The 12701-nt window shown below is 46.3% G+C and carries 11 protein-coding genes; 4 read left to right on the forward strand and 7 right to left on the reverse strand.

Annotation, left to right across the window (positions count from 1 at the left end):
- Positions 1 to 58 precede the first annotated feature (58 nt).
- The 6 genes from QFZ77_RS32215 to QFZ77_RS32240 form a co-directional block, all read right to left on the reverse strand.
- Entirely contained in the window at positions 59 to 1327 is a 1269-nt protein-coding gene (locus QFZ77_RS32215; RefSeq protein WP_307446298.1) for an MFS transporter, read from the reverse strand.
- A complete protein-coding gene (locus QFZ77_RS32220) occupies positions 1324 to 1773 on the reverse strand; it encodes a MarR family winged helix-turn-helix transcriptional regulator (protein ID WP_307446301.1) in 450 nt (149 codons plus the stop codon). Before QFZ77_RS32220 ends, QFZ77_RS32215 begins: the two co-directional genes overlap by 4 nt.
- Before the next feature lie 337 nt (positions 1774 to 2110).
- Positions 2111 to 3196 carry a lactonase family protein gene (locus tag QFZ77_RS32225; protein ID WP_307446303.1) on the reverse strand — a complete coding sequence of 362 codons (1086 nt, stop codon included), beginning with the start codon at positions 3194 to 3196 and terminating at the stop codon, positions 2111 to 2113.
- A 164-nt stretch (positions 3197 to 3360) separates the two neighbouring features.
- Positions 3361 to 3981, reverse strand: a complete 621-nt coding sequence (locus tag QFZ77_RS32230; RefSeq protein WP_307446305.1) for a DUF2238 domain-containing protein — start codon at positions 3979 to 3981, stop codon at positions 3361 to 3363.
- Between the two features lie 86 nt (positions 3982 to 4067).
- Positions 4068 to 4871 carry a VanW family protein gene (locus QFZ77_RS32235; protein ID WP_307446307.1) on the reverse strand — a complete coding sequence of 268 codons (804 nt, stop codon included), beginning with the start codon at positions 4869 to 4871 and terminating at the stop codon, positions 4068 to 4070.
- A 110-nt stretch (positions 4872 to 4981) separates the two neighbouring features.
- On the reverse strand, positions 4982 to 7429 hold the full coding sequence (locus tag QFZ77_RS32240; RefSeq protein WP_307446310.1) for an HAD family hydrolase: 2448 nt from the start codon (positions 7427 to 7429) through the stop codon (positions 4982 to 4984).
- Positions 7430 to 7565: 136 nt separating this feature from the next.
- Here QFZ77_RS32240 and QFZ77_RS32245 point away from each other — a divergent pair, with 136 nt between their 5' ends.
- Complete coding sequence (locus QFZ77_RS32245) at positions 7566 to 8381, forward strand: glycosyltransferase family 2 protein (RefSeq protein ID WP_307446313.1); 816 nt, start codon at positions 7566 to 7568, stop codon at positions 8379 to 8381.
- Here QFZ77_RS32245 and QFZ77_RS32250 read toward each other — a convergent pair.
- Positions 8370 to 9215: an AraC family transcriptional regulator gene (locus tag QFZ77_RS32250; protein WP_307446317.1), complete on the reverse strand. Its 846-nt coding sequence runs from the start codon at positions 9213 to 9215 to the stop codon at positions 8370 to 8372. The two genes, QFZ77_RS32245 and QFZ77_RS32250, sit on opposite strands and share 12 nt — an antisense overlap.
- Before the next feature lie 132 nt (positions 9216 to 9347).
- Between QFZ77_RS32250 and QFZ77_RS32255 the strand changes: the two genes are divergently transcribed.
- From QFZ77_RS32255 to QFZ77_RS32265, 3 genes are all read left to right on the forward strand, one after another.
- On the forward strand, positions 9348 to 10349 hold the full coding sequence (locus QFZ77_RS32255; protein WP_307446320.1) for a Gfo/Idh/MocA family protein: 1002 nt from the start codon (positions 9348 to 9350) through the stop codon (positions 10347 to 10349).
- Positions 10350 to 10380: 31 nt separating this feature from the next.
- Positions 10381 to 11319, forward strand: a complete 939-nt coding sequence (locus QFZ77_RS32260) for an aldo/keto reductase (RefSeq protein WP_307446323.1) — start codon at positions 10381 to 10383, stop codon at positions 11317 to 11319.
- A gap of 623 nt (positions 11320 to 11942) precedes the next feature.
- Positions 11943 to 12698, forward strand: a complete 756-nt coding sequence (locus tag QFZ77_RS32265; RefSeq protein ID WP_307446328.1) for a DeoR/GlpR family DNA-binding transcription regulator — start codon at positions 11943 to 11945, stop codon at positions 12696 to 12698.
- The last annotated feature ends 3 nt before the right edge of the window (positions 12699 to 12701 follow it).

The raw sequence follows: 12701 nt of genomic DNA on the forward strand, positions 1-12701 counted from the left end.
ACAATTGACAATCCAAAAAATGGTTATTTTTGCAATAAAAAATAACATTCCCTCTCATTTATGATGCAGTTCCTATCTCCCCAAGAGATTTTTTAGCAGATTTCTTCCTATAATTCCAAATAATAATCAGACATAGCACACCAGTTAACACGCCACAACAGACAAAAGCCCCATTCGCACCATATCGATCAGCTACAAAACCAGCAAATATACTTCCTATCGGCGTGGAACCCGCAAATACAAGTGAATACACACTCATTACGCGTGCGCGATACTCCTCTTTAGCATGCATCTGAAGGGAAGAATTACTGTTCGTTGCAAATATGATGTTGAAAAATCCGGTTAAAGCTAACAATCCACCGCACACCCAAACGGAAGTGCTTAGTCCATTTAAAACCAAACAAACCGCAACTACCAAACTGGCTACAATACTTAATTTCATCATTGGCCCTTGCTTACTGCGAAATGACATCGTAAGAGCCCCCGCGAAAGAACCCACACCCAGACATGACATTAACGTGCCATACGTCGTTTCTCCCATATGCAGCACACTTTTAGTAAAAACCGGAATGAGTACATTAAAGTTAAAAGCAAGCGTGCCGATCACCGTTACGAGAAGCACAGTCTGTGCTAGCAAAGGATCTCTCGCAATGTAGACAATTCCATCTTTAATTTCCTTCATTATTCCATCGCGTGAGTTCTTCTTCCGAACATAGGGCGCGGCTTGAATATGAAACAATCCATACAGGACAGCCAGAAAGCTAACCCCATTGAGCAAGAAGCACCAGCCTGCACCTAGCCAAGCCATCATCACTGCACCAATCGCAGGACCAACGATTCTTGCCATGTTAAATGTCGTTGAATTGAGAGCTATGGCATTCATCAGATCTTCTTTTCCCACGATTTCTATATTAAACGATTGTCTCGTTGGCATATCCAGCGTGTTATTAAGCCCCAGCAGCAGCGCTAGCACAATGATATAGCTGTACTTTACCGTATCCGTCAGGACGAGTATAGCCAATGTAAAGGCTAGAATCATCGCGACCGTTTGCGTTACAAGCAGGATGTTCTTCTTTGGAAACTTATCGACGATAATGCCTGCAAACAAGGAAAATAAGAGAATTGGGAGGAACTGACATGCCGCAACAATCCCAAGTTTAAGAGGCGAGCCAGTGATCGTAAGAACGAGCCAAGACTGCCCAATATTTTGCATCCAAGTTCCAATAAGCGATACACACTGACCTAACCAAAGATACCGATAATTACGATGCGTTAATGCATGAAAATGCTTATCGATAAACAGCGAACTTGCAAGCTTCATATTCATGGCTCCACCTGCTCCTCTGCGAAACGGGACGCATTATCCCCCATCTTCTCCAAAATCGTCAAAGCCAGTTGTTTCTCCTCATCCGTTAAACCGAACGTTAGACGTTCTCGCCAGTCCGTCAGCACCTTCCGCACATCACCCTTAATCAGCAGCGCCTTCTCGGTCAGATGAACTTCGTTGCATCTCTTATCTTTTTTACTGACCGTGCGGGTTATGTAGCCTTGCTCTTCTAACTTTTTAAGCGCTTTAGCAGTCGTACCTTTATCAATCTTCAAATAATCCGCCAACTCTTCTTGCGTGAGACCATCTTCTTTATACAGCGCGTTAATGAAAATATGCTGCCCTCTGCCGATGTCGTATTTCTTCAAATGCTCACCAATATACATTTGCCCGTAACGGTAAATGAGTGAGACCCACCTTGGTATCGAATTCCTGTTTTCGATCATAAACATGTCTCCTCTGTTTGAGCAAAATAGTAGTGATCTTCCGAATCGTTGCACTTGCTACTATTTTAGTATATGCCTGATTAGTTGCATGTGCAACTAATTTTTGGTTTGTTACGGCTGCTTACTAAATTTGCTGCTATATCAGTGAGTATTGTTTGAGTAGGAGTTTTCGAGTCATTAAGCATGTTTTTCAGGAATTGGCAGGCTGAGAAGTCGATTTCCGAGCCTATCGTACTCGAAAACCTTAGCAAGTCAGGAATTGGCACTCTGCAAGCAGGACAAAAAAAGAGCGAACACCCAAACAGCTTACGCTGCATGGGTACTCGCTCTCTATGTCCTAAAGAAACTTGATGCAAACCGGTCGCGATACCGCTACCGTTTGCCCTGTTTCAAGCAGCATTCCAGTTTCCCCATCAATGCGGAATACTGTAATGCTGTTCGAGTCCTGGTTCGCCGCTAGGAGGAACTCCCCCTGCGGCGATAGGGCAAAGTTCCGCGGCGTCCGCCCGAGCGTCGACTGCCAACCGACGACCGAAAGCGTGCCGCTTTGTCGGTCAACCCCATAAACCGCGATACTATCGTGTCCGCGGTTGGATGCATACACATAGCGGCCATCCTCGGAGAGATGGATGTCCGCGCATGTGCTCTCGTCGCTGAAGCCTTCCGGCAGCGTCGAAATGCTCTGCAGCGCGGTCAGAACTCCCGCGTTTGCCTCATAGCCCAGCACGGTAACCGTGCTGTCCAGCTCATTGATCGCGTACACGTACCGACTGTCCGCGCTATAAACCAAATGCCGCGGGCCTGCGCCCGGCTTCATCGCCGCATCGCCATGCGGCAGAAGCAAGCCGCTCTCCGCGTCTATCTTGCTAACCACCAGCCGATCGAGGCCCAGATCGGCTGAAATCGCATACCGATTGTTCGGTGCCGGAACAATCGAATGCGCATGCGGAGCCTCTTGGCGATCCGCTCGCGGCCCCAATAGGCCTTCGTGCTTCACCAATTGCGTATGCTCGCCAAGCCGCCCGTCCGCTTCACCCGGATAAACGGTCACGCTGCCGCTTGAGTAATTCGCTACATACACCGTTCGGTTAGTATGGTCCAAGCTAATATAACAAGGAGCAGCTCCGTCCGTAGGCTGCTGATTCAACTTCTCCAGTCTCCCCGTGCCGGCTTCTATCGCATAAGCTGCCGCGGAGCCTCCAAAACGACCGTTGTACGTTTCTGTTTCACTCACCGCATACAAAATCGTCCGCGCATCATTCAGAGCAAGGAACGAAGCATTTGGCAAATCCGTATACGATTCCACCAACCTCATTTCTCCGTTCAAAGGATTGAACGCATACAATGAAATCCCATTTGCATTGCGCTCATCTGTATAGGAACCCACATAGACATACAATTCGTTCTGTTCTCCTACTGACATTGGCAACCAGCCTCCATGATAGCGATTTCTGCTATAAATAGTGTCTCATCAACTGAACTCATTTCCAATTTCATCTCATAAATCCTGTTTTCTCTCTCGTACTTAATCTCATAAACCTGCTCTCACATTTCCCTACTTAATCTCATAATCCTGCTTTCTTTACTTTACTTACTACCCACCCGCACTTTACGCCAAACCGCAGTAACAACCATAGCAATCACCGCTCCATACAGAGCAAGCTCCATATCGTGGTGCGTATCCCAGGGATCACCTTGTGTTCCGAGGAACAACGTTCCAATCTCAGGAGCCACAAGCAGCGCAACCCACATTTCAATAAGCTCATAAAAAGCCCCCATCGCCAAAACGATGACACAGGTAATCACATAAAGCCATTTTCTGCCTAGCCGCGTCCATGCGCTCATCGCTTCCCGAATCGGATAGGCGAGGAGCAATCCAAAGCTAAAATGTACCAAGCGATCATAATGATCACGTTCCGAGTGAAGAATTAGCTTCAACCAAACATCTACCCAATTCTCGTTATACGAATAGTGAGCCCCAAACGTATGCAGCACCAGGAATAAAGCAATCCATGCATAAGACAGATTTGTAAATGAAAAAAACTTATACGTACTTACAAGTCCAATTAGCGCTGCCCATATCAGCAGGTTTTCCAGTACCCAGTCATACCTGCTGTAAGGCTCCACCGCCAGCCAAATCCATATCCCTACGTACAGAATGATCATCATTTGCAAAAACCGATTTTTAGAGAATGAAATGGTCTGCATGGTTTAGTCCCCCTTGTTATTACCTATAAACTCAGGTTACCTCGCCATTATCTTTTCCAAAAGTACTAACTTCAACTAGTACCTTCTTAAGACGTATTGAACAAGTCATACTTCACTTCCGAGAAGTTATGTATCATTTGTTCCTCCGCTGCAGTCTTTCCTGTTCTTTTATCAATCACTTTGCGCCAAATCTCATTTTCACGATACTTCCGGCCATCTTTTTCAAGAAAACGGTGGTTTCTCTCTTCCATATGGTAGGCATGCGGTAAAAGCACGTCACAATGTACAGAGCCTTTCAAATGCTCATCAGTCAGCCACAACCGGAACTGGAAAGCATGCTGGGTAGGATTATAAATGCGCAGGTCTATATAATTGTAAAATACACTCGCTCCGCTCCCAAAAGGCAGAACCCGATGATCATCCGGAAATGGATCAAAGCTATGGTGATGCCGCTCCACGACTTGAAGTGGGGTATGCAAAGCCATCCAAAACAGTAAATTGCCCAACTGGCATATCCCGCCTCCGACACCTCGCTTCACACCGCCTTGCGATAATAGCAGACCTTCAATGTAGCCTTTAGCCGACGTTGTTTTCCCAACTAATTTCCAGAAGGAAAAGGTTTCACCCGGTCGAATCACAATGCCATCCATACGTCCAACGCTAATCCTTAGATTTGTAATTTTGTTTTCTTGTAAAATGGGATCGGAAGAACCGAGCTTTCTTCGCAGTAAGGATTGGTGTTTTTTGCAAGTATAGGGAAACGAATGGTCAACTCTATGCTTAGCATAAGTAATCGATGGATTCAAATTTAAGAAATGCCGTTTAAGTCTTAACTGAGCAATTCGCAAGCGATAAAGCACGGGAAACAAGCTAAGTAACTTTTGCTTCATCCCATTCACCTTCCTTTTTCAACCAAAAATAGGATCATCCTGCAAGCAAATAGATCACTAATTAAGATGTTCCATCCATCGATTTGGTTCAATGACTTTAGGTGTAATTTTTAAGGACGAAGCTCGTAAAAGATCGGCGTTACCCCACTACCCTGATATACACGCAAAATATGGTTCTTATATTCCTTCATATCAGATAACGTCGCGATCAAGAAAGTGTGAGGGGCAGTTCCTGTCTCATCTTCAATCCCCCCATCCCTCACCTGTTCCAAAGTAACATAAGCAAACCGCCCCCAAGGCGCCGCATCCAATCCCACAAGCGGATCAATCCAGTAACGAATCTGAAGACCATGAAACCAAGCCATCTTCAAGGCCTGCTCGGCAAAAGCCCCCGTTCCATAAAGATGAATAGCCACTAAGCCATCCTCTTTCACCCTTTGGATCGTCTCAAACAACATCACCTGGCTGCCGAACCCATCTTGAAGCCGCAAATAGAATTTATATAAATAATAAGGAAATCGTCTAGTCACAAGGCCCTGCGGCCAATTCGCATTCAAGATCGAGGGCCCATAGTTACAGCAATTCAAAAATGCTTCTGGCCCTTGCACGAACCATTCTTCCGCCACATCTTCACAAATCGGTGCAATGTACTCCGTACAGAAATTGTCCTGATGCGTCAAATCTCCCAACAATCTCGCTTCCTCGGGCCTCGGCATATCGAGAACACGGTGCAGCGGCTTGCTCCACTCTACTGGCTGTAAGGATGCGCGCTGCAATCGCCCCTCTTTTTGCTGCAGCAGATAGGCATAATAACTTTGGAACACCATTGCCCCTTCTTGACACGCTCGTTTCATCGCGTACTCTTCGTCAGAACGTTTCAGCTCTGCCGTAAACGGTCTGATTTGACCGAGCTCACCTTCAGCATAACGCAGCGTCGAACCGAAATCGCCCATCATGAGCTCCTCCAGAAAGGCAGGCGTCCTTGCGATACGTTTTCCCTCTTCACTTCCTCCGCTACCCGAGCGCAGCATACCACGTATATCCATACCACGCATGCTCAGCTCATCCAGCCGATTAGCACCAACAGCAAGCAAATGCGTCATTTGCGGCTTATGTCCCGCTAGGCTCACGATTTTTTCCAGTGATTTCTGAATGGTTCCATGAAAGCCAATATCGACCGTTACCAACCGTTCAGGCGAACCGAATTCTTGCTTCAAATAACTTACAAAAAGCTGCCTATGCCGCTGCACAGATGCCAAAATTTTATTTTGTATGGATGCACTTCGTAGAAAAGCCCCCACTTGATCATTGATTGAGCTTCCATTTTCACCTATTATATACTTGCAATTCTCAATTCTTTCCTCCAAAAATGCTTCAAAATGAACGCCTTCCTCGCTGATATCAAGCACCTCGAATAGCTCGCCTAATTTCAAACCGTGAATACCTAGCAAAGACGCTAGCTCTTCATCACCAAAGCTCTCCAATCCTGCCAAAAAAGTAGCTTGTCTGGAAACATAGATCGGCTTAATTTGGAGGTCAATACCTCGAATACGCGCAGCATTTTCAAGCATCGGAGCTAACAAATAGGCTTCTCTCATCAAAGGATGTACTGTCCGGATGCCTTCATCCACGCATTGATCAATGACCCATTCGCACAGGGCTTGCAAGAATGGTCCTATTACACTGGTACCCAAATTATAAAATACCCGGCCCAGCTCGCCCATTCCTACCGTCATATCCGAGGCTTCCGCTAACTTCCGCAAGGATTTCCATTCCGGCAGTACATGTCCATGTCTAACATATTCCCAGTGATGCAAGCTCTCGAAATATTCAGGAACGACATTGTAATGTACGCTCCTTATCCCTTCTTTGGAGGCACCTTCCACATCTGCGGCTATATTGTCACCAATATGCACAATAGCGTGACTCTCGATCTGTGGGTAAAGTTCCTTCAACCGAGCGAATAAATGTCCCGATGACTTCCCTTCATGCTCCTCCGAAGAAACAAGCAGCGTATCCACACTTGATAAATCTAGACCTGCTGATGCAAGAATCCAGCGCAGCTGCTCTGAGGATAAATACATATCCGATAGCAAGGCTATCGGGATCTGTTTGCTTTTACAAGCAGCTAACAATGACGCCACATGCGGGTTTACATAGCAAACTTCCGCTTCGATCTCGACTTCTATTTGAGCCATCTTATCCTTGATACAGATTCCTTCAGGCATCTCAGCATAAATGATTTCCAATGTGACCTCGCCAAAGCCCGTTAAAACAGATTGCCGATCTCGTGCATTGTTCTCAGCACGAATCCGCATCTCTTTGAAAGCAGCTGGCGATAAGGACGCTTTCAGGCAGCCAATACGGTGTGCTTTTTCAGCAACAAGAACAAAAACGTCTGAGGGACTCGCACATGTACGAAATAATAGCGTATCGAAAATATCCAAACTGAGCAGCGCAACGGCGTCGATATCACCAATCAAAGCGCTTAGAAAGCGATCTTTTTTCCATAAATGAAGATCGGTAAAGCTTATAATTGTATACGGTACTTCAAGCATTAGGAACCTCCTTAAAGTTTTCGAAGAAAACTGGCTTCGTAAGCGTAATCTTAATTATTCTTTATCACTTATATTTGAGAAGTACACCGAAATTGAGGTAAGCTTAAAATACCATAATTCGGAGGTGCGCTTTTTCATGTCCTATCAGCCATTAGTGTCCATCATTATCCCTACGTATAATCGCCAAATTGAACTCGCTGAGCTCGCAGAATCATTATACCGCCAAACGTATAAAAACCTGCAAATCATCATCGTTAACGATTGCGGCCCCTCTGTCGATTTCATTCAGGAATTATATCCGGAACTGGCTATTCAGATCGTCAATATGCCGCAAAACTTGAAGCACGTTCATGCGCGCAACCGCGGATTGCAAGAGGTGAAAGGCGATTACATCATGCTCTGTGATGATGATGATCTGCTGCTCCCGATCCATATCGAGCGCATGCTGCAAGAAATTGAAGGCTATGACCTCGTCTATCCAGACGTAGAAATTTTCGATTATGTTTATGAAAATAACGCCCGTTCCATCACAGATCGGTTCGTATTTGCTTATGAATTCGATGTGCCTGCGATGCGCAGGTTTTCCACCTTCTTCTCTTCCGGTTGTATATTTCGTCCCGAGGTTATCAAGGCTTTGGGCGCTTTTGACACGAACGTATTTCATTATTGGGACTGGGATTTCTTCTTACGGGCTGCCGAACAATTCCGCGTGAAACGTGCGCCAATAGCTAGTGTACTCTATGCATTCTCCCAGCAAGGCAGCAGCAATATGTCGGGTCAATTAGACAATATGCGTCCTTACTTGGACATGCTCTCAGCCAAGCATCAACTCGGTGAATTACCTACGAAGAACTTCTTCCTCCTGCTGGAAGAACCGGAAGTGAAAGCGCGCCAAGCGGTTACCGAACTCATTTGGGACGGGAAACCAATTCGTTCTCGCCTATCCAAATAAGCTTTTGGCATAGAAGCTTCGAAACTCGCTTGGCGTCATTCCTTCATGTTCTTGAAACCGCTGGTTGAAATAACTCGCGCTGGCATAACCTGACTCCTTGGCGATGTCTTTGATCGGCCAGTTCTCCTTTTCAATTAAACGCTGCTTAGCGAATTGAATACGGCAAAGAGTAATGAAGGAGAGCGGTGTCATCGACATGGCTTTACGAAACAATTTGCAGAAATAGTATGTGCTTACGCCTGTGAGCTCCGCCCACTCTTCCAAGATGAACGGTTCACAGGCTTTTTGCTGCATCGAGGGAAGTAAGGCGAGAATGCGATCCACAGATTCCATCCCGCGATTTCCCGTTAAAGGCGCCGCATAGCTCATGAATTCGCACAATATCTTATACGTCAGCGTCGAGAGATTCGTTGTCCGAAGAATGCTATTCGTCTCCGCCTCCAGCAGCAGTTCGTGAAACGCTACTTCAAGCTCATTCCATCGCTTTAACGTCCACAAGGTACGCAGAAATCCTCTTTCCAGCATAAACTCCTTGATATGATTTCCATCAAAATGAACCCATAGGACATCCCAAGGATCTTCCTTCGAGCTGTAGTATTTTTGTTCTTGGTACGGAAAATACAGAAAAGCATCCCCTTTTTGAATGGGATACTGTTCCCCCTCAATTTCGACGTACCCTTTACCTGAAACGATGAAATGCAAGCTAAAAGTCTCGCATAACCTTTCGGATCGATAGACAGAATGATTGGGAAGATCCCGATACCAGCCAACTGATTCTGGAAAAATGAAATGAGAAGATTGCTGCAGCCTTGGCAGCATGACATGCCTTTGCATCCTTAACGTCTCCTCTTCTAATGACAATATTCCGATACTAGGTGCAATATATTATCATATTCATTTTAAATAACTCGTTTTATAATAACAATATACCGTTATTATATATTTTATAAAAGGAGAAGTGCTGTAATGACAAAGCTTCGTTGGGGGATTTTAGGTTGCGCCAATATTGCCATTAAGGCTTGTATTCCTGGTATCAAGCAGTCTCAAACTGGTATTGTAAGCGCTATTGCCAGCCGCAATTTGCAGAAGTCACAGGAAACTGCTGCTAAGCTAGATATTCCTAAGGCTTACGGCAGTTATGAAGAATTGATCGAGGATCCGGATATTGATGCCTTATACATACCGCTTCCGAACCATCTGCACAAAGAGTGGACGATTCGTGCTGCCCAGGCTGGTAAGCATGTACTTTGCGAGAAGCCAGCTTCTCTTACGGCAGATGATGTTCAAGAAATGGTCACGGCTTGCGAACAAGCCGGGGTGCTGTTTGCTGAAGCCTTCATGTATAGACACCACCCGCGGTACGAGCGGATCAAAGCCATTATGGACTCGGGTGAAATCGGTGATATTCGCGGAATTCATGGTGTTTTTACCTTCTGTAATCCGGGTGATAGCAAAAATGTTCGCTTCGTACGCGAGTGGGGGGGCGGCGCGGTCTATGACGTAGGCTGTTACCCATTAAGTGCAGCAAGAATGCTGTTAGGCAGAGAACCTGAGGCTGTAACCACCCATGCTTTCTTCTCACCTGAGCATGATGATGTCGATATGATGATGTCCGGCTTAGTTGAATTTAGCGGCAATGTTGCGCTAACCTTTGATTGCGGGATGTGGGCCGCTTTCCGAAATAAAATTGAAGTGTTAGGTACGCTGGGACGCATTGAAATCCCTTCGGCTTTTATAACGCCAACTGAAGAATCTGGTCACTTTAAAGTATTTGTAGGAAATGATCAACGTGAAGAAGAGGTTCCCTTCCTGAACCAATATTCACTGCAAGCGGACGACATGGCTTATGCTGCTTGGGGTGAGAAAGCACCTCGCTTCCCAGCGAGTGATGCTATTAGCAACATGAAAGTGATTGATGCGTGTCTGAAGTCAGCTAGAGAGCGCTCGCGAATTGTGATTAATCAATAATCATTTAAAAAGAAAGCAGGGATGTTTTCATATGAAACACATTCAGATTAAAGGATTAAATAAACCCGTATCTAAACTGATCATGGGATCGGACTTTTTTAGACTGGACAATGGTCAAGAAGTCAGTGATATCCTTGGGCATTATCTGTCTATCGGCGGAAATACGATTGACACTGCGTTCATCTATTGTGGCGGCCAAAGCGAACAAGCTCTTGGGATTTGGCTGGATGAGATGGGCAATCGCGATGACATCAATATCTTTACCAAGGGCGCACATCATGATGCTAACGGGCCCCGAGTGAATCCGGAAGCGATTCGCAGTGACCTGTTCACTAGTCTTGAGAGACTGCGTACTGACTACATTGATCTTTATGCGCTTCATCGCGATGACCCGGCAACACCGGTCGGCGTAATTCTCGAAGCGCTGAATGAACATGTGGAAGCTGGAAGAATCCGCGCGTTTGGCGGGTCTAACTGGACACATGAACGTCTGCAAGAAGCAGCAGATTATGCTGAGCAGCATGGTCTAATTGGTTTCAGCTTTAGCAGCCCTAACCTTAGCCTCGCCAAAGCGAACGAGCCATTCTGGGCCGGCTGCGTCTCAACCGATGAAGGGGCGCTGCGCTGGCATGAAGCCAAGCAGTTTCCACTGCTGTCCTGGTCTTCGCAGGCACGCGGATTTTTCACTGGACGGTTCACACCGGAGAACCGCGAAAACGCCGACCTCGTCCGTGTCTTCTATAGCGACGAGAACTGGACGCGGCTGCGCCGCGCCGAACAGCTGGCGCAGGAAAAAGGCGTCAGCGCGATCCAAATCGCGCTCGCCTATGTACTGAGCCAGCCGTTCCCGGCATGCGCGCTCATTGGCCCGCGCAGCGAAGCCGAAATGCTCTCATGCCGTGACGGCGCGCAGCTTGTGCTGTCTGCGCAGGAGCTGGCATGGCTTGATTTAACCGCAGCGACGGTGTAGCAGCTGCGCAACCTTTGCGGCACCGTTTGTGTGCCGTTTGAAGCCCCCCGGCCGATATTGGGCCGGGGGGCTTTGTGTGTTTGCGGATAATCACCTGCCGGATTTTACTTTTCTAACACTTTCCACTCAAATAAGAGTCTCTGAAGACTCTTATTTGGCAGATTGAGCTTAAATTGGTTTAAATCTGAGCAGATAAGAGCCTCTAGAGACTGCTATTTTTGCTTTTCTGGCACTTTCCACTCAAATAAGAGTCTCTGAAGACTCTTATTTGGCAGATTGAGCTTAAATTGGATAAAATCTGAGCAGATAAGAGCCTCTAGAGACTGCTATTTTTGCTTTTCTGGCACTTTCCACTCAAATAAGAGTCTCTGAAGACTCTTATTTGGCAGATTGAGCTTAAATTGGTTTAAATCTGAGCAGATAAAGAGCCTCTAGAGACTGCTATTTTTGCTTTTCAGGTACTTTCCACTCAAATAGGAGTCTCTAGCAACCCTTATGTGACGGATCACGGCTCCGCACCTCCATTCTTCCGCGCCATCCGATGGACGGCTTATCCATTGAATGATAAGATATACGTAAGCGTTATCTACAGGAAGAATAAGGATCTGCTCTTAGGAGGTACCATGGGAAAGACAGACATTCGCCGCGATGCGATTATGCAAGCCATTAAAGATAAAGGCTCCATTGCCCTAAACGATATCGTTAAGCAGTTTGCTGTATCGGAAGCAACGGCTCGACGTGATCTAGAGATACTCGAACAAGAAAAGCGCTGCATCCGCACCTTCGGAGGCGCTGTGCTTGAAAGCTTGAAGGTCGAAGTCCCTTTTTTCAACAAAATGGACCTCTACACCGATGAGAAGAAAGAAATCGCCGACAAGGCGCTGCGCTACATCGAGGATGGCGATATTATCGGTTTAACCGGTGGTACAACGACGACATTTATCGCTAAAAAGCTTAACCAATTCAAGAACCTTACCGTAATCACGAATGCGGTTAATATCGCCTATGAACTGATCGGAACGCCGGGACTGCAGCTTATCCTTACTGGTGGGGTAATTCGCACCCAAACCTTCGAGCTGTCGGGACCACTCGCCAATGCAACGTTAGAAAATCTCAGCATTCGCAAAACATTCATGGGTGTGGACGGTGTCTCGTTATCTCGTGGCATGATGATTTATAATGAGCTGGAAGCCGAGACCAATCGACGCATGATGAAGCAGTCCATGGAAACTTACCTGGTTGCCGATCATTCTAAGTTCAGCCGAAGCTCCCTGTTTGTGATAGGGGAAGTCCAAGAAACCATCGGTATTATCAGCGATTCAGCCATAACACCGGAAATGAAGCATGCTTTCAAGGAAGCCGGAGCTCCATTTCTATAAAAA

Source organism: Paenibacillus sp. V4I3 (genome assembly GCF_030817215.1).
Taxonomy (GTDB): Bacteria; Bacillota; Bacilli; order Paenibacillales; family NBRC-103111; genus Paenibacillus_E.

What these genes read in the sequence shown, in the direction of transcription:
- QFZ77_RS32215 (WP_307446298.1), bottom strand. Translation starts at nt 1,327, where the DNA reads ATGAATATGAAGCTTGCAAGTTCGCTGTTTATCGATAAGCATTTTCAT.
- QFZ77_RS32220 (WP_307446301.1), bottom strand. Translation starts at nt 1,773, where the DNA reads ATGATCGAAAACAGGAATTCGATACCAAGGTGGGTCTCACTCATTTAC.
- QFZ77_RS32225 (WP_307446303.1), bottom strand. Translation starts at nt 3,196, where the DNA reads ATGTCAGTAGGAGAACAGAACGAATTGTATGTCTATGTGGGTTCCTAT.
- QFZ77_RS32230 (WP_307446305.1), bottom strand. Translation starts at nt 3,981, where the DNA reads ATGCAGACCATTTCATTCTCTAAAAATCGGTTTTTGCAAATGATGATC.
- QFZ77_RS32235 (WP_307446307.1), bottom strand. Translation starts at nt 4,871, where the DNA reads ATGAAGCAAAAGTTACTTAGCTTGTTTCCCGTGCTTTATCGCTTGCGA.
- QFZ77_RS32240 (WP_307446310.1), bottom strand. Translation starts at nt 7,429, where the DNA reads ATGCTTGAAGTACCGTATACAATTATAAGCTTTACCGATCTTCATTTA.
- QFZ77_RS32245 (WP_307446313.1), top strand. Translation starts at nt 7,566, where the DNA reads ATGTCCTATCAGCCATTAGTGTCCATCATTATCCCTACGTATAATCGC.
- QFZ77_RS32250 (WP_307446317.1), bottom strand. Translation starts at nt 9,215, where the DNA reads ATGCAAAGGCATGTCATGCTGCCAAGGCTGCAGCAATCTTCTCATTTC.
- QFZ77_RS32255 (WP_307446320.1), top strand. Translation starts at nt 9,348, where the DNA reads ATGACAAAGCTTCGTTGGGGGATTTTAGGTTGCGCCAATATTGCCATT.
- QFZ77_RS32260 (WP_307446323.1), top strand. Translation starts at nt 10,381, where the DNA reads ATGAAACACATTCAGATTAAAGGATTAAATAAACCCGTATCTAAACTG.
- QFZ77_RS32265 (WP_307446328.1), top strand. Translation starts at nt 11,943, where the DNA reads ATGGGAAAGACAGACATTCGCCGCGATGCGATTATGCAAGCCATTAAA.